Below are 16,396 nucleotides of genomic sequence, written 5' to 3' on the forward strand. Positions count from 1 at the left end.
ATAAGAAAAAACTATCGCCCATAAAAAAGCCGGCGGGCGCCGGCTTTTCGTTATGCGTCGTGCGAGATTATCGCCGGGATGGTGTCATCCTTGCGTAATGTCAGAATCTCACAGCCGTTCTCTGTCACCACAATAGTATGCTCGTACTGCGCAGACAAGCTCCGGTCTTTGGTTTTCACCGTCCAGCCGTCTTTCATACTGCGGATCTCTTTCTTGCCGGCATTAACCATCGGTTCGATGGTAAAGGTCATGCCCGGCTTGAGCACCACATTGGTCTCAGGAGAGTCGTAATGCAGCACCTGCGGTTCTTCATGGAAACCGCGGCCGATACCGTGACCGCAATATTCACGCACCACCGAGAAACCTTCCGCTTCGACGAATTTCTGGATGGCTGCGCCGATCGCGCGCAGGTTGATTCCTGGCTTAACCATCTTCAGCGCCAGATACAGGCTTTCCTGGGTGATGCGGCACAGGCGCTCGCCGAGAATCGTCGGTTTGCCGACGATGAACATCTTAGAGGTGTCGCCGTGGAAATCATCCTTAATTACCGTGACATCAATGTTGACGATGTCGCCGTCTTTCAACAGTTTTTCGTCGTCAGGAATCCCGTGACAGACGACTTCGTTAATAGAGATGCACACGGATTTTGGGTAACCGTGGTAGCCGAGGCAGGCGGAGATCGCTTTCTGTTCGTTAACAATATAATCGTTACAGATGCGGTCCAGTTCGCCGGTGCTGACGCCCGGTTTAACGTAGGGTTCGATCATTTCCAGCACTTCAGCGGCCAGGCGGCCGGCGACGCGCATTTTTTCGATGTCTTCAGATGTTTTGATAGATATAGCCATGGATTGTGTCCAGCTGTGTCGGTTTTTTCGACAATAATAGAGTTATTCCTGTCAATGTTAACAGTCCGGGTGTCCTGGTGCCAAATTGAGAATCATTAACAGCACTCAGCGTCAACAACAGTTGGTTTCCGATCGGGTTTTGTGGTATAAAGCGCGCCGGACTTCCGTTCCATTTCGTACTACACAGGATGGACTGAAGCGACAAATCTCACTTTGTGTAAATAACACACACGTATCGACACATATTCCGGGGTGCCCTTTAGGGTCGGTAATATGGGATACGTGGAGGCATAACCCCAACTTTATCTATAGAGGTTTTAAACATGGCAACTGTTTCCATGCGCGACATGCTCAAGGCTGGTGTTCACTTTGGTCACCAGACCCGTTACTGGAACCCGAAAATGAAGCCTTTCATCTTCGGCGCGCGTAACAAAGTTCACATCATCAACCTTGAGAAAACTGTACCGATGTTCAACGAAGCTCTGGCTGAACTGAACAAGATCTCTGCTCGTAAAGGCAAGATTCTGATCGTTGGTACTAAACGCGCTGCAAGCGAAGCGGTAAAAGAAGCTGCTAACAGCTGCGACCAGTTCTTCGTGAACCATCGCTGGTTGGGCGGCATGCTGACTAACTGGAAAACCGTTCGTCAGTCCATCAAACGTCTGAAAGACCTGGAAACTCAGTCCCAGGACGGTACTTTCGAGAAGCTGACCAAGAAAGAAGCGCTGATGCGCACTCGTGAGCTGGACAAGCTGGAAAACAGCCTGGGCGGTATCAAAGACATGGGCGGCCTGCCGGACGCACTGTTTGTTATCGACGCTGACCACGAGCACATCGCTATCAAAGAAGCAAACAACCTGGGTATCCCGGTATTTGCTATCGTTGATACTAACTCCGATCCGGACGGCGTAGACTTCGTTATCCCGGGTAACGACGACGCAATCCGCGCTGTTAGCCTGTACCTGGGCGCTGTAGCTGCAACCGTGCGTGAAGGTCGTTCTCAGGATCTGGCTTCTCAGGCGGAAGAAAGCTTCGTAGAAGCTGAATAATAAGGTTTCACCCCTTATTAGTACCGTGTATGAATAGGGGCCCATTTTCGGCCCCTTTTTTCAATTTATACTGTTTGGCCCCCGGCCGGGCAGTTCACATCTCCCGAGGATTTAAGAATGGCTGAAATTACCGCATCCCTGGTAAAAGAGCTGCGTGAGCGTACTGGCGCAGGCATGATGGATTGCAAAAAAGCGCTGACCGAAGCAAACGGCGACATCGAGCTGGCAATCGAAAACATGCGTAAATCTGGCGCAATCAAAGCGGCGAAAAAAGCAGGTAACGTTGCTGCTGACGGCGTGATCATCACTAAGATCGACGGTACCTACGGCATCATTCTGGAAGTTAACTGCCAGACTGACTTCGTTGCTAAAGATGGTGGTTTCCAGGCATTTGCTAATAAAGTACTGGACGCTGCAGTCGCTGGCAAAATCACTGACGTTGAAGTTCTGAAAGCACAGTTCGAAGAAGAGCGTGTTGCGCTGGTTGCTAAAATCGGTGAGAACATCAATATCCGTCGCGTGGCTTCCCTGGAAGGCGACGTTCTGGGTTCATACCAGCACGGCGCACGTATCGGTGTTCTGGTTGCGGCTAAAGGCGCTGACCAGGAGCTGGTTAAACAGCTGGCAATGCACATCGCAGCAAGCAAGCCGGAATTCGTTAAGCCGGAAGACGTTTCTGCTGAAGTGGTTGAGAAAGAGTACCAGGTTCAGCTGGACATCGCGATGCAGTCTGGTAAGCCGAAAGAAATCGCAGAGAAAATGGTTGAAGGCCGCATGAAGAAATTCACCGGCGAAGTTTCTCTGACCGGCCAGCCTTTCGTTATGGATCCGAGCAAATCTGTTGCTCAGCTGCTGAAAGAGCACAATGCCGACGTTACTGGCTTCATCCGCTTTGAAGTGGGCGAAGGCATCGAGAAAGTTGAGACTGACTTTGCAGCAGAAGTTGCTGCGATGTCCAAGCAGTCTTAATTTTCAAAAGGAGCCGCCTGAGGGCGGCTTCTTTTTGTGCCCGTTTTGTAAATTCAGCGCATCGCTTATAGTGGCTGTGCTGAAAAGCGGCATACAATGTCGCCAGAATTAACTCATCTCACTCGTTGACAGTCTCAGGAAAGAAACATGGCTACCAATGCAAAACCCGTCTACAAACGTATTCTGCTTAAGTTAAGTGGCGAAGCTCTGCAGGGTTCGGAAGGCTTCGGTATTGATGCAAGCATACTTGACCGTATGGCTCAGGAAATCAAAGAACTGGTTGAACTGGGTATTCAGGTTGGCGTAGTGATTGGTGGCGGTAACCTGTTCCGTGGTGCTGGGCTGGCGAAAGCGGGGATGAACCGCGTTGTGGGCGACCACATGGGCATGCTGGCAACGGTGATGAACGGCCTTGCAATGCGTGACTCACTGCATCGCGCCTATGTGAACGCTCGCCTGATGTCAGCGATTCCGCTGAATGGCGTGTGTGATAACTACAGCTGGGCGGAAGCCATCAGCCTGCTGCGTAACAATCGCGTAGTGATTCTTTCTGCAGGTACCGGTAACCCGTTCTTCACCACCGACTCCGCTGCCTGCCTGCGTGGTATTGAAATCGAAGCCGATGTGGTACTGAAAGCCACCAAAGTCGACGGCGTGTTTACCGCTGACCCGGCCAAAGACCCGTCTGCCACCATGTACGATCAGCTGACTTACAGCGAAGTGCTCGATAAAGAACTGAAAGTCATGGATTTAGCCGCCTTTACCCTGGCGCGTGACCATAAATTGCCGATTCGCGTCTTCAACATGAATAAACCAGGCGCACTGCGTCGCGTGGTGATGGGCGAAAAAGAAGGCACATTGATTACGGAATAATTCCCGTCAGCGCCAAATCCGGGTAATATTCCGCCTTACTTTCGCGGGCTTATTGCCCGGTGATTTGCATTAAACCTGACTATACTTAGCTCACTTTTACGGTGAGCGACCGTCTGGTCTGTCTGAGACAAGTTTTCAAGGATTCGTAACGTGATTAGCGATATCAGAAAAGATGCTGAAGTACGCATGGAAAAATGCGTCGAAGCGTTCAAAACCCAAATCAGCAAAATACGCACGGGTCGTGCTTCTCCCAGCCTGCTGGATGGCATTGTCGTGGAATATTACGGCACGCCGACGCCTCTGCGTCAGCTGGCAAGCGTCACGGTAGAAGACTCCCGTACTCTGAAAATCAACGTATTCGATCGCTCGATGAGCCCGGCCGTTGAGAAAGCGATCATGGCTTCCGATCTCGGTCTGAACCCAAGCTCTGCGGGTACCGACATCCGCGTTCCGCTGCCGCCGCTGACCGAAGAACGTCGTAAAGATCTGACTAAGATCGTGCGTGCCGAAGCCGAACAGGCTCGCGTGTCTGTCCGTAACGTGCGTCGTGATGCTAACGACAAAGTTAAAGCGCTGCTGAAAGACAAAGAGATCAGCGAAGATGACGATCGCCGTTCTCAGGACGACGTGCAGAAAATGACTGACGCCGCCATTAAGAAAGTGGATGCGGCGCTGGCCGATAAAGAAGCGGAACTGATGCAGTTCTGATTCTCTGCCGATACGCTCGCCGCCCACTATTATTGATGGGCTGCGGGCGTTAAGTCTGAAACGCCGTACAGAAGACCGAACGCTCAATTCCTGGGATTGTGTTAAAACGGTCGGCCCTGTAGCCTTTGGCACGCTTGCTGAAGGTGATAGACCGCCGACCTGCTCCCGGGTAATTGTGGCGTAAGGGCTTACTGGCGGCGTTTTTCTTTTTATCCTGTCTCAATTCTTCTGGACATCTCATGAAGCAATTAACCGTTCTCGGTTCGACCGGTTCAATTGGCTGCAGCACGCTGGATGTGGTGCGCCATAACCCCGATCGCTTTTCCATCGCTGCGCTGGTCGCAGGGAAAAATGTCGACCGCATGGTTGAACAATGTCTGGAATTTTCTCCCCGCTACGCGGTTATGGACGATGTACAAAGCGCCGACGCGCTGCGCATCCGCCTGCGTGAAAGCGGTAGCCGCACTGAGGTATTAAGCGGCCAGCAGGCTGCCGCTGAAGTGGCTGCGCTGGACGACGTTGACCAGGTGATGGCGGCGATTGTGGGTGCTGCGGGACTGGTACCTACGCTGGCCGCCATCCGTGCCGGCAAAACGGTTCTGCTGGCGAATAAAGAGTCGCTGGTCACCTGCGGACGCCTGTTTATGGATGCGGTACAGCAGTATGGTGCGCACCTGCTGCCCGTGGACAGCGAACATAACGCGATTTTTCAGAGTATGCCTGTAACCGTACAGCATAATCTTGGATACGCTGACTTAACGCAGAACGGCGTATCGTCGATTCTGCTGACCGGTTCCGGTGGTCCTTTCCGGGAAACGGCGATAGCGGAGCTGGCGGCGATGACGCCGGATCAGGCCTGCCGTCACCCCAACTGGTCAATGGGACGCAAAATCTCTGTCGATTCCGCCACGATGATGAACAAAGGGCTGGAATATATCGAAGCCCGCTGGCTGTTCAACGCTTCAGCCCGGCAGATGGAAGTGCTGATCCATCCGCAGTCCGTCATTCACTCGATGGTGCGTTATCTTGACGGCAGCGTCATTGCACAGCTCGGTGAACCGGATATGCGCACGCCTATCGCCCATACGATGGGCTGGCCAGACCGCCTGAATTCTGGCGTGCCGGCATTAGACTTCTGCCAGTTGAGCCAGCTGAGCTTTTCCGCGCCGGACTACGGACGCTATCCGTGCCTCAAGCTGGCGATGGACGCATTTGACCAAGGTCAGGCGGCTACAACGGCATTGAATGCGGCAAACGAAATCTCAGTGGCAGCCTTCCTGGCCGGAGAGATTCGCTTTACCGATATTGCGGGAGTCAACCTGGCGGTGCTGGATCAACTGACGCTGGATGAGCCGCAAAGCATTGATGAAGTGCTGGTTATTGACGCTCAGGCCAGGGTCGTTGCGCAGAAGCAGATAAAACATCTGACAACGCGGGGCTGAACCTCACGACACGTTGTGATATTTGTGGGCGCTGGGCTTCGGTGATATAGTCTGCGCCACCCAATCGTTGCATTTTGTTGTAAAAGATTGTGGTGGCCGTGGAAAAACACGGCTTTTTTGCGTAAAGCTTTGGGTTGTTCTCTGCGATTAGCTGTAGCTTCGGCACTGGATAAAAATGCGTATACAGCGCTGACCGGTTGCTCGCGTTTAGTGGCTTGGCTAATCCTTATTATGGACTTAAAACGCGTTATGTTGTCTGCTAATCACACTGTCAGCGAAATATCGCCTGCGCATGGCTGTCGTCATGTCGCCATTATCATGGACGGCAACGGTCGTTGGGCGAAACAGCAAGGAAAAATTCGCGCATTCGGCCATAAAGCCGGGGCGAAGTCGGTTCGTCGCGCGGTCTCCTTCGCGGCGAACAATGGTATTGAAGCGTTGACGCTATATGCATTCAGCAGCGAGAACTGGAACCGCCCGGAGCAGGAAGTCAGTGCTCTGATGGAGCTGTTCGTTTGGGCGCTGGATAGCGAAGTGAAAAGCTTGCATCGGCATAACGTCCGCCTGCGGATCATCGGCGAGACGACGCGTTTTAATGCGCGCCTGCAGGAGCGTATCCGCAAAGCGGAAGCGCTGACGGAGAACAACACCGGCTTAACGCTGAATATTGCGGCGAACTACGGTGGGCGCTGGGATATTATTCAGGGTGTCCGCAATCTGGCCGAACAGGTTCAGAACGGGTTACTTCGGCCCGAACAGATCACGGAAGACATGCTGAGTCAGCAGGTCTGTATGCATGAACTGGCACCTGTAGATTTAGTTATTAGGACCGGGGGAGAGCATCGCATCAGTAATTTTTTGATTTGGCAAATTGCGTATGCCGAACTTTACTTTACCGATGTTCTTTGGCCCGATTTTGCAGAACAGGACTTTGAAGGTGCACTCCATGCCTTTGTTAATCGAGAGCGTCGTTTCGGCGGCACTGAGCCGGGTGGCAATCATGCCTGATGGGGGTCACTTTTGCTGAAGTATCGCCTGATATCGGCTTTCGTTTTAATCCCCGTAGTCATTGCGGCGCTTTTTCTGTTGCCGCCTGCGGGTTTTGCCATCGTCACGCTCGTGGTGTGTATGCTCGCTGCGTGGGAGTGGGGGCAATTTAGCGGTTTCACTTCAACTTCACAACGCATCTGGCTGGCGCTGCTGTGTGGCCTGTTACTGGCGTTGATGCTTTTCCTGATGCCGGAATATCACTACGACGTTCATCAACCGTTGGTTGAAGGATCGCTCTGGGCGTCGTTTGGTTGGTGGATTGTGGCGCTGCTGCTGGTGCTTTCTTACCCGGCGTCCGCGGCTTTCTGGCGCAACTCGAAGGTGCTGCGGCTGATCTTTGGTATTCTGACTATCGTCCCGTTCTTCTGGGGCATGCTGGCGCTGCGTGCCTGGCATTATGCGGATAACCATTACAGCGGCGCGCTGTGGCTGCTGTACGTGATGATTCTGGTCTGGGGCGCGGATTCTGGCGCCTATATGTTTGGCAAGATGTTCGGCAAGCATAAGCTGGCACCGAAAGTGTCTCCGGGTAAAACCTGGCAGGGGTTCTTCGGCGGTCTGGTGACGGCGGCGGTCATCTCCTGGGCCTACGGCCAGTGGGCAAATCTGGATGTTACCCCAACGGTATTGCTGGTGTGCTCCGTTGTTGCGGCACTGGCATCGGTGCTGGGCGATCTGACAGAGAGTATGTTTAAGCGAGAGGCCGGCATTAAGGATAGCGGTCATCTGATTCCCGGACACGGTGGAATACTGGATCGTATCGATAGCCTGACGGCGGCGGTACCGGTGTTTGCTTGTCTGCTATTGTTGGTCTTCAGGACGATTTGACGGAAGGTTTTATGCTAAGCGTTCTCTGGAATTTGGCTGCCTTTATCATTGCGCTGGGCGTATTGATCACCGTGCATGAGTTTGGCCATTTCTGGGTGGCTCGTCGCTGCGGCGTTCGCGTTGAACGCTTTTCCATCGGCTTTGGTAAAGCGTTATGGCGACGTTTTGACAAGCAGGGAACGGAATTCGTCATCGCTCTTATTCCACTCGGCGGCTATGTCAAAATGCTCGACGAACGCGTCGAGCCGGTGGCGCCAGAGATGCGCCACTACGCTTTCAATAACAAAACCGTTGGCCAGCGTGCGGCCGTCATTGCCGCAGGCCCTGTCGCCAACTTCATTTTTGCCATCTTTGCCTACTGGCTGGTGTTTATCATCGGTGTTCCTGGCGTCCGTCCGGTTGTTGGTGAAATAGTACCCGACTCGATTGCCGCACACGCACAAATTGCAAAAGGAACGGAACTTAAAGCGATAGATGGCATCGAAACGCCTGATTGGGATGCAGTGCGTATGGCGCTGGTCTCGAAGATTGGCGACGAGCAAACAATAGTTACGGTCGCCCCTTTCGGGAGCAGTCAGCGCCAGGATAAAATCCTCGATCTGCGGCACTGGGCGTTTGAGCCGGATAAACAAGATCCGGTGACCTCGCTGGGTATTCAGCCTCGCAGCGCGCAGATTGATACGGTGCTGGCTGAAGTACAATCTGGCTCGGCGGCGCAGAAGGCCGGTTTGCAAGCGGGCGACAGGATCGTTAAAGTCGATGGTCAACCGTTAACGCAGTGGATGACGTTTGTAAATCTGGTGCGTGATAATCCGGGTAAGGCGCTGATTCTGGACATCGAGCGACAGGGGAGTCCCTTGTCTGTTACGCTGACGCCAGATAGCCGAGCCGCAAAAGGTAAAGCCGAAGGGTTTGCAGGGGTAGTGCCTAAGGTCATCCCGCTGCCTGATGAATATAAGACAGTGCGTCAGTACGGGCCGTTTGCCGCCATTGCTGAAGCCACGGATAAAACCTGGCAACTGATGTCATTAACCGTCAGGATGCTGGGTAAATTGATAACCGGTGATGTCAAACTGAACAACCTCAGCGGGCCGATTTCTATCGCCCAGGGGGCTGGAATGTCAGCGGAGTTTGGATTGATTTACTATCTGATGTTCCTTGCGTTGATTAGCGTGAACCTCGGAATAATCAATCTGTTCCCGCTTCCCGTCCTGGACGGGGGGCACCTGCTATTTTTGGCGATTGAAAAGCTGAAGGGCGGGCCGGTATCCGAGCGAGTTCAAGACTTTAGTTATCGCATTGGCTCAATACTGCTGGTGTTGTTAATGGGGCTTGCACTTTTCAATGATTTCTCTCGGTTATAAGAGAGTTTGTTAGGAAGAACGCATAATAACGATGGCGATGAAAAAGTTGCTCATAGCGTCGCTGCTGTTTAGCAGCGCAACCGTATACGGTGCTGAAGGGTTCGTGGTGAAGGACATTCATTTCGAAGGCTTGCAGCGTGTCGCTGTTGGTGCGGCCCTCCTCAGTATGCCCGTGCGTCCTGGCGATACGGTGACCGATGATGATATCAGTAACACCATTCGTGCTTTGTTTGCCACTGGCAACTTTGAGGACGTCCGCGTCCTGCGCGATGGTGATACCCTGTTGGTGCAGGTGAAAGAGCGCCCAACGATTGCCAGCATCACTTTCTCCGGTAACAAATCGGTGAAGGATGACATGCTCAAGCAAAACCTTGAGGCATCCGGCGTTCGCGTTGGGGAGTCCCTTGACCGCACGACCCTCGCTGATATCGAGAAAGGGCTGGAAGATTTCTACTATAGCGTCGGTAAGTACAGCGCCAGCGTAAAAGCTGTCGTGACCCCGCTGCCGCGTAACCGCGTCGACCTGAAACTGGTATTCCAGGAAGGCGTCTCGGCGAAAATCCAGCAGATTAACATTGTCGGTAACCATGCGTTCAGTACCGATGAACTGATCTCAACATTCCAGCTGCGCGATGAAGTGCCGTGGTGGAACGTGGTCGGCGATCGTAAATACCAGAAGCAGAAGCTGGCCGGGGATCTCGAAACCCTGCGCAGTTACTATCTGGATCGCGGTTACGCACGTTTCAACATCGACTCCACCCAGGTGAGCCTGACGCCGGATAAAAAAGGCATCTACATCACCGTAAACATCACCGAAGGCGATCAGTACAAGCTGTCCGGTGTGCAGGTGACGGGCGATCTGGCGGGGCATTCGGCAGAAATCGAAGCGTTGACCAAAGTGGAGCCGGGCGAGTTGTATAACGGCGCCAAAGTGACCAAAATGGAGAATGATATTAAGAAACTCCTCGGTCGCTATGGCTACGCTTATCCGCGCGTCCAGTCTCAGCCGGAAATTAACGATAGCGATAAGACCGTGAAGCTGCACGTCAACGTCGATGCGGGCAACCGTTACTACGTACGTAAAATTCGCTTCGAGGGCAACGATACCTCCAAAGACTCCGTTCTGCGTCGCGAAATGCGTCAGATGGAAGGGGCATGGCTGGGTAGCGACCTGGTCGATCAGGGTAAGGATCGTCTGAATCGTCTCGGCTATTTCGAAACGGTTGATACCGATACGCAGCGCGTACCGGGCAGCCCGGATCAGGTCGACGTGGTCTATAAGGTCAAAGAACGTAACACCGGTAGCTTCAACTTTGGTATCGGCTACGGTACGGAAAGCGGTGTGAGCTTCCAGGCCGGCGTTCAGCAGGACAACTGGCTGGGTACCGGCTATTCCGTCGGAATTAACGGCACCAAAAACGATTACCAGACCTATACTGAACTGTCGGTCACTAACCCGTATTTCACCGTTGATGGCGTGAGTCTCGGTGGTCGTATTTTCTATAACGACTTCGACGCGAACGACGCGGATCTGTCTGACTATACCAACAAAAGCTATGGTACGGACGTTACGCTGGGCTTCCCGATCAACGAATACAATACGCTGCGCGCGGGCTTAGGGTATGTCCATAACTCCCTGTCCAATATGCAGCCGCAGGTGTCGATGTGGCGTTATCTGAACTCGATGGGTCAATATCCGGAAAACACCGATGATAAAAACTCATTCAGCGCCAACGACTTCACCTTCAACTACGGTTGGACCTATAACAAGCTCGACCGCGGCTTCTTCCCGACGGAAGGTTCGCGTGTCAACCTGAATGGTAAAGTGACCATTCCAGGTTCGGATAACGAATACTACAAAGCTACGCTGGATACGGCGACCTATGTACCGATCGACAACGATCATAAATGGGTGGTTCTCGGACGTACTCGCTTCGGCTATGGCGACGGTATTGGCAGCAAAGAGATGCCGTTCTACGAGAACTTCTACGCCGGTGGTTCAAGCACCGTGCGCGGGTTCCAGTCGAACACCATTGGTCCGAAAGCGGTTTATTTCCCGGCCAGCAATCGCCACGATGGCGATGATAACTATGACAGTAACTGTAAGAGCACTGAGTCTGCGCCGTGTAAATCGGATGATGCAGTCGGCGGTAACGCCATGGCCGTTGCCAGCCTGGAGCTGATTACACCGACGCCGTTTATCAGCGATAAATATGCTAACTCGGTCCGTACCTCCTTCTTCTGGGATATGGGTACCGTGTGGGATACTCACTGGGATTCGAGCGCTTATGCGGGTTATCCGGATTACGGTGATCCGAGCAACATCCGTATGTCCGCTGGTATTGCGGTGCAGTGGATGTCGCCGTTGGGGCCGTTGGTATTCTCCTACGCCCAACCGTTTAAAAAGTACGAGGGAGACAAGGCCGAGCAGTTCCAGTTTAACATTGGTAAAACCTGGTAATTGCGGGCAGCAATGGAATGTAAGTGCAGTATAGCGCTGACTTTAGGTGATAATCACGGTTATCGCCTGGCCACGCAAATAACGGTACCCCTGGGTACTCATGGGATGGTAAGGAGTTAATTGTGAAAAAGTGGTTATTAGCTGCAGGTCTGGGTTTAGCAATGGTAACTTCCGCTCAGGCGGCAGATAAAATTGCAATGGTTAACATGAACAGCCTGTTCCAACAGGTTGCCCAGAAAACAGGCGTTTCTAACACGCTGGAAAACGAGTTCAAAGGCCGCGCGAGCGAGCTGCAGCGTATGGAAGGCGATCTGCAGTCCAAAATGCAGCGTCTGCAGTCCATGAAACCGGGTGCCGATCGTACCAAGCTGGAAAAAGACGTCATGGCTCAGCGCCAGACCTTCTCTCAGAAGGCGCAGTCTTTTGAGCAGGATCGTGCACGTCGCTCCAACGAAGAGCGCGGCAAACTGGTTAACCGTATCCAGACTGCTGTGAAAAGCGTAGCGAGCAGCCAGAGCATCGACCTGGTTGTTGATTCTAATGCCGTTGCATACAACAGCAGCGATGTAAAAGACATCACCGCTGATGTGCTGAAACAGGTTAAATAAGTAATGCCTTCTATTCGACTGGCTGATCTAGCACAGCAGTTGGATGCAGAATTACACGGTGATGGCGATATCGTCATCACCGGCGTTGCGTCCATGCAGACTGCAAAAGCAGGTCATATTACGTTCATGGTCAACCCTAAGTACCGTGAACACCTGGCCGCTTGCCAGGCTTCTGCCGTTGTCATGACGCAGGATGATTTACCTTTTGCCCAAAGCGCCGCGCTGGTAGTGCGTAATCCCTACCTGACCTATGCGCGCATGGCTCAAATTCTGGATACCACGCCGCAGCCGGCGCAGGATATCGCCCCGAGTGCGGTGATTGATGCCACGGCGACGCTGGGTAAAAACGTCTCGATTGGCCCTAACGCCGTGATCGAATCTGATGTTGTGCTTGGTGACAATGTGGTGATTGGCGCCGGGTGCTTCGTTGGGAAAAAGACGAAAATTGGTGCTGGCTCCCGTTTGTGGGCCAACGTGACCGTTTACCACGAGATTGAGATCGGTGAGAATTGCCTGATTCAGTCCAGCACCGTTATCGGTGCCGATGGTTTCGGCTATGCCAACGATCGCGGCAACTGGGTGAAGATCCCGCAGCTGGGTCGCGTCATCATTGGCGATCGCGTGGAGATCGGCGCCTGTACGACCATTGACCGTGGTGCGCTGGATGATACCGTGATCGGCAATGGCGTTATCATTGATAACCAGTGTCAGATTGCGCATAACGTTGTGATTGGTGACAATACTGCCGTTGCAGGTGGCGTTATCATGGCCGGCAGCCTGAAAATTGGCCGTTACTGCATGATTGGCGGAGCCAGCGTGATTAACGGACATATGGAAATCTGCGACAAAGTCACCGTCACCGGGATGGGGATGGTCATGCGTCCTATCACCGAGCCTGGCGTCTATTCTTCAGGGATTCCGCTGCAACCGAATAAGGTGTGGCGTAAAACCGCGGCGCTGGTGATGAATATTGATGAGATAAACAAACGCCTCAAATCGATTGAGCGTAAGGTTAATCAGCAAGATTAGCGCATCCGTTGACACACAAAATCATGCAAAGCAGTATCCGGGCGGCAACCACCGCTGACCAGGATACTGCCTGAGAGATGTAGTGTAAAAATTTTCGGCCTGTTGCATTCATAAGATTGCCGCAGGCCGTGTTATTATTGCCTTTTAGTATATTTAGACAGGAAGAGTATTTTGACTACTGAAACTCATACTCTGCACATTGAAGAGATTCTGGAACTTCTCCCTCACCGCTACCCGTTCCTGCTGGTAGACCGTGTGCTGGATTTTGAAGAAGGTCGTTTTCTGCGCGCAGTAAAAAATGTTTCTGTTAACGAGCCGTTTTTCCAGGGGCACTTCCCTGGTAAACCGATTTTACCGGGCGTACTGATTCTGGAAGCGATGGCGCAGGCCACCGGCATTCTGGCATTCAAAAGCGTCGGCAAGCTCGAACCGGGTGAACTCTATTACTTCGCCGGGATTGATGAAGCGCGTTTCAAACGTCCGGTAGTACCAGGCGATCAGATGATTATGGAAGTCACTTTCGAGAAAACCCGTCGCGGCCTGACGCGTTTTAAAGGCGTCGCGCTGGTTGATGGTAAAGTGGTTTGCGAAGCAACGATGATGTGTGCGCGTAGCCGGGAGGCCTGATACGTGATTGATAAAACCGCCTTTGTTCATCCGACTGCCATCGTGGAAGAAGGCGCCGTTATCGGTGCTAACGCCCATATTGGCCCGTTTTGTATTGTTGGTGCTAACGTCGAAATTGGCGAAGGTACCGTACTGAAGTCTCATGTTGTTGTTAACGGCCATACCAAAATTGGTCGTGATAACGAGATCTATCAGTTCGCTTCCATCGGTGAAGTTAACCAGGACCTGAAATACGCTGGTGAACCGACGCGTGTGGAAATTGGCGACCGCAACCGCATCCGCGAAAGCGTCACCATCCATCGTGGCACAGTACAGGGTGGTGGATTAACGAAGGTGGGCAGCGATAACTTGCTGATGATCAACGCTCACGTCGCGCACGATTGTACGGTCGGGAACCGCTGTATTCTGGCCAACAATGCCACGCTCGCCGGCCATGTCTCGCTGGATGATTTCGTTATCATCGGCGGCATGACGGCAGTCCATCAGTTCTGCATCATCGGCGCACACGTCATGGTCGGCGGCTGCTCCGGCGTCGCGCAGGATGTCCCGCCGTTCGTGATTGCCCAGGGCAACCACGCAACGCCGTATGGCGTCAATATTGAAGGGCTGAAGCGCCGTGGCTTTAGCCGCGAAGCCATCACCGCGATTCGCAATGCGTACAAACTGCTGTACCGCAGCGGGAAAACGCTGGATGAAGCGAAGCCGGAAATCGCCGAACTGGCGACTCAGTATCCTGAAGTTCAGCCATTTGTCGATTTCTTCGCCCGCTCCACACGCGGTCTGATTCGTTAATGTCTGCACAGCGTCCCCTGACGATTGCCCTGGTCGCCGGAGAAACCTCCGGCGATATTCTTGGTGCAGGTCTCATCCGCGCCCTTAAAGCACGTATTCCCGATGCGCGCTTTGTCGGCGTGGCGGGGCCATTGATGCAGGCCGAAGGCTGTGAGGCCTGGTATGAGATGGAAGAGCTGGCGGTGATGGGCATTGTCGAAGTGCTTGGTCGCCTGCGTCGCCTGCTGCATATCCGCGCCGATCTCACCCGGCGATTTACCGAGCTTAAACCAGACGTATTCGTCGGTATTGATGCGCCTGACTTCAATATCACCCTCGAAGGTAATCTGAAGAAGCAGGGTATCAAAACTATCCATTACGTCAGCCCGTCGGTTTGGGCATGGCGGCAAAAACGCGTTTTCAAAATTGGCAGATCCACCGATCTGGTACTGGCATTTCTGCCTTTCGAAAAAGCGTTTTACGACAAATTTAACGTTCCCTGCCGCTTTATCGGCCATACCATGGCGGATGCCATGCCGTTGGATCCGGATAAAGACGCCGCGCGGGATCGCCTGGGCATTGCCCGGGATGCGCACTGCCTGGCGCTGCTGCCGGGGAGTCGCGGCGCTGAAGTAGAAATGCTCAGCGCAGACTTTCTGAAAACCGCGCAGATTCTGCGTAACGATTATCCCGACCTGCAGGTGCTGGTGCCGCTGGTGAATGCCAGAAGGCGGGAGCAGTTCGAACGTATTAAAGCGGAAACGGCGCCGGAGCTTACGGTGCATCTGCTGGATGGTCAGGCGCGCGATGCCATGATCGCCAGCGATGCGGCCCTGCTGGCTTCCGGAACCGCGGCGCTGGAGTGCATGCTGGCCAAGTGTCCGATGGTGGTTGGCTATCGTATGAAGCCGTTCACTTTCTGGCTGGCGAAACGTCTGGTGAAAACCGACTACGTTTCGTTGCCGAACCTGCTGGCCGGCCGCGAGCTGGTCAAAGAGCTGCTGCAGGATGAGTGCCAGCCTGCGTCGCTTGCGGATGCGCTGCGGCAGCTGCTGGCCGATGGTAAAACCAGCCATGAAATGCATGACACTTTCCGCGCGCTGCATCTACAGATTCGCTGCAATGCGGATGAGCAGGCGGCGGACGCCGTACTGGAGTTAGCAAAATGATTGAGTTTGTGTATCCGCATACTCACCTGGTCGCCGGCGTAGACGAAGTCGGTCGGGGACCTCTGGTCGGAGCGGTCGTGACCGCCGCGGTGATCCTTGACCCGGCACGGCCAATTGTCGGTCTGAATGACTCCAAAAAATTAAGCGAAAAGCGTCGTCTGGCGCTGTTCGATGAAATCAAAGAGAAAGCGTTAGCCTGGAGTTTCGGCCGTGCGGAACCGCACGAAATAGACGAGCTGAATATTCTGCATGCGACCATGCTGGCGATGCAGCGCGCCGTTGCTGCGCTGCCGGTTGTGCCGGAGTTTGTGCTGATTGATGGCAACCGCTGCCCGCCGCTACCTGTGCCTTCACTGGCGGTGGTCAAAGGCGATAGCCGGGTGGCAGAAATCAGCGCAGCGTCTATTCTGGCTAAAGTCGCGCGCGATGCGGAAATGGCTGAGCTGGACCTTGAATTTCCTCAATACGGCTTTGCGCAGCATAAAGGCTATCCTACCGCTTTCCATCTGGAAAAACTGATCGAACATGGCGCAACCGAGCATCATCGGCGTAGTTTTGGCCCGGTAAAACGCGCGCTGGGCCTTGCGTCCTGATTCTTGTGTC

The 16,396-nt window shown here is 53.4% G+C and carries 16 protein-coding genes; 15 read left to right on the forward strand and 1 reads right to left on the reverse strand.

All coding sequences use genetic code 11. The features are described 5' to 3' along the window. Nucleotides 1-50: 50 nt before the first annotated feature. Nucleotides 51-845 (reverse strand): type I methionyl aminopeptidase, encoded by a 795-nt coding sequence (map, locus tag BV390_RS15405; protein ID WP_032689412.1) that lies wholly within the window; start codon nt 843-845, stop codon nt 51-53. Nucleotides 846-1,168: 323 nt separating this feature from the next. Here map and rpsB point away from each other — a divergent pair, with 323 nt between their 5' ends. From rpsB to rnhB, 15 genes are all read left to right on the forward strand, one after another. Next, nucleotides 1,169-1,894, forward strand: coding sequence for a 30S ribosomal protein S2 (gene rpsB, locus BV390_RS15415; protein ID WP_032689411.1), 726 nt, complete (start codon nt 1,169-1,171; stop codon nt 1,892-1,894). Between the two features lie 117 nt (nt 1,895-2,011). Then, the gene (gene tsf / locus BV390_RS15420; protein ID WP_015585106.1) at nt 2,012-2,863 is read left to right on the forward strand and encodes a translation elongation factor Ts; all 852 of its coding nucleotides are present in this window, start codon (nt 2,012-2,014) and stop codon (nt 2,861-2,863) included. A gap of 147 nt (nt 2,864-3,010) precedes the next feature. After that, nucleotides 3,011-3,736, forward strand: a complete 726-nt coding sequence (gene pyrH, locus BV390_RS15425; RefSeq protein WP_004858112.1) for a UMP kinase — start codon at nt 3,011-3,013, stop codon at nt 3,734-3,736. Between the two features lie 150 nt (nt 3,737-3,886). Next, nucleotides 3,887-4,444, forward strand: a complete 558-nt coding sequence (gene frr / locus BV390_RS15430) for a ribosome recycling factor (protein WP_004858114.1) — start codon at nt 3,887-3,889, stop codon at nt 4,442-4,444. Nucleotides 4,445-4,683: 239 nt separating this feature from the next. Further along, the gene (gene ispC, locus BV390_RS15435) at nt 4,684-5,886 is read left to right on the forward strand and encodes a 1-deoxy-D-xylulose-5-phosphate reductoisomerase (RefSeq protein ID WP_032697296.1); all 1,203 of its coding nucleotides are present in this window, start codon (nt 4,684-4,686) and stop codon (nt 5,884-5,886) included. Between the two features lie 249 nt (nt 5,887-6,135). Continuing rightward, a complete protein-coding gene (ispU, locus tag BV390_RS15445) occupies nt 6,136-6,894 on the forward strand; it encodes a (2E,6E)-farnesyl-diphosphate-specific ditrans,polycis-undecaprenyl-diphosphate synthase (RefSeq protein WP_004858119.1) in 759 nt (252 codons plus the stop codon). Nucleotides 6,895-6,906: 12 nt separating this feature from the next. After that, nucleotides 6,907-7,764 carry a phosphatidate cytidylyltransferase gene (gene cdsA / locus BV390_RS15450; RefSeq protein WP_032697297.1) on the forward strand — a complete coding sequence of 286 codons (858 nt, stop codon included), beginning with the start codon at nt 6,907-6,909 and terminating at the stop codon, nt 7,762-7,764. Between the two features lie 11 nt (nt 7,765-7,775). Then, nucleotides 7,776-9,128 carry a sigma E protease regulator RseP gene (rseP, locus tag BV390_RS15455; protein ID WP_032689408.1) on the forward strand — a complete coding sequence of 451 codons (1,353 nt, stop codon included), beginning with the start codon at nt 7,776-7,778 and terminating at the stop codon, nt 9,126-9,128. Between the two features lie 31 nt (nt 9,129-9,159). Further along, entirely contained in the window at nt 9,160-11,589 is a 2,430-nt protein-coding gene (gene bamA, locus BV390_RS15460) for an outer membrane protein assembly factor BamA (RefSeq protein ID WP_032689407.1), read from the forward strand. Between the two features lie 122 nt (nt 11,590-11,711). Continuing rightward, on the forward strand, nt 11,712-12,197 hold the full coding sequence (gene skp, locus BV390_RS15465) for a molecular chaperone Skp (protein ID WP_004858127.1): 486 nt from the start codon (nt 11,712-11,714) through the stop codon (nt 12,195-12,197). Between the two features lie 3 nt (nt 12,198-12,200). Next, nucleotides 12,201-13,226: a UDP-3-O-(3-hydroxymyristoyl)glucosamine N-acyltransferase gene (gene lpxD / locus BV390_RS15470; protein ID WP_004858130.1), complete on the forward strand. Its 1,026-nt coding sequence runs from the start codon at nt 12,201-12,203 to the stop codon at nt 13,224-13,226. 171 nt (nt 13,227-13,397) lie between these two features. Further along, nucleotides 13,398-13,853, forward strand: coding sequence for a 3-hydroxyacyl-ACP dehydratase FabZ (fabZ, locus tag BV390_RS15475; protein WP_004858132.1), 456 nt, complete (start codon nt 13,398-13,400; stop codon nt 13,851-13,853). 3 nt (nt 13,854-13,856) lie between these two features. Further along, nucleotides 13,857-14,645, forward strand: coding sequence for an acyl-ACP--UDP-N-acetylglucosamine O-acyltransferase (lpxA, locus tag BV390_RS15480; RefSeq protein ID WP_032689406.1), 789 nt, complete (start codon nt 13,857-13,859; stop codon nt 14,643-14,645). After that, nucleotides 14,645-15,793 (forward strand): lipid-A-disaccharide synthase, encoded by a 1,149-nt coding sequence (gene lpxB / locus BV390_RS15485; protein WP_085397084.1) that lies wholly within the window; start codon nt 14,645-14,647, stop codon nt 15,791-15,793. Before lpxA ends, lpxB begins: the two co-directional genes overlap by 1 nt. Further along, nucleotides 15,790-16,386 (forward strand): ribonuclease HII, encoded by a 597-nt coding sequence (gene rnhB / locus BV390_RS15490; protein ID WP_032689404.1) that lies wholly within the window; start codon nt 15,790-15,792, stop codon nt 16,384-16,386. The genes lpxB and rnhB overlap by 4 nt, the downstream gene beginning before the upstream one ends. Nucleotides 16,387-16,396: the final 10 nt, after the last annotated feature.

It is taken from the genome of Klebsiella sp. YJ, from assembly GCF_002108615.1.
Classification (GTDB): domain Bacteria; phylum Pseudomonadota; class Gammaproteobacteria; order Enterobacterales; family Enterobacteriaceae; genus Klebsiella; species Klebsiella planticola.

Excerpts from the sequence above, each read along its gene's own strand:
- map (WP_032689412.1), bottom strand. The coding sequence starts at position 845 with ATGGCTATATCTATCAAAACATCTGAAGACATCGAAAAAATGCGCGTC.
- rseP (WP_032689408.1), top strand. The coding sequence starts at position 7,776 with ATGCTAAGCGTTCTCTGGAATTTGGCTGCCTTTATCATTGCGCTGGGC.
- lpxB (WP_085397084.1), top strand. The coding sequence starts at position 14,645 with ATGTCTGCACAGCGTCCCCTGACGATTGCCCTGGTCGCCGGAGAAACC.
- rpsB (WP_032689411.1), top strand. The coding sequence starts at position 1,169 with ATGGCAACTGTTTCCATGCGCGACATGCTCAAGGCTGGTGTTCACTTT.
- tsf (WP_015585106.1), top strand. The coding sequence starts at position 2,012 with ATGGCTGAAATTACCGCATCCCTGGTAAAAGAGCTGCGTGAGCGTACT.
- ispU (WP_004858119.1), top strand. The coding sequence starts at position 6,136 with ATGTTGTCTGCTAATCACACTGTCAGCGAAATATCGCCTGCGCATGGC.
- ispC (WP_032697296.1), top strand. The coding sequence starts at position 4,684 with ATGAAGCAATTAACCGTTCTCGGTTCGACCGGTTCAATTGGCTGCAGC.
- rnhB (WP_032689404.1), top strand. The coding sequence starts at position 15,790 with ATGATTGAGTTTGTGTATCCGCATACTCACCTGGTCGCCGGCGTAGAC.
- bamA (WP_032689407.1), top strand. The coding sequence starts at position 9,160 with ATGGCGATGAAAAAGTTGCTCATAGCGTCGCTGCTGTTTAGCAGCGCA.
- lpxD (WP_004858130.1), top strand. The coding sequence starts at position 12,201 with ATGCCTTCTATTCGACTGGCTGATCTAGCACAGCAGTTGGATGCAGAA.
- pyrH (WP_004858112.1), top strand. The coding sequence starts at position 3,011 with ATGGCTACCAATGCAAAACCCGTCTACAAACGTATTCTGCTTAAGTTA.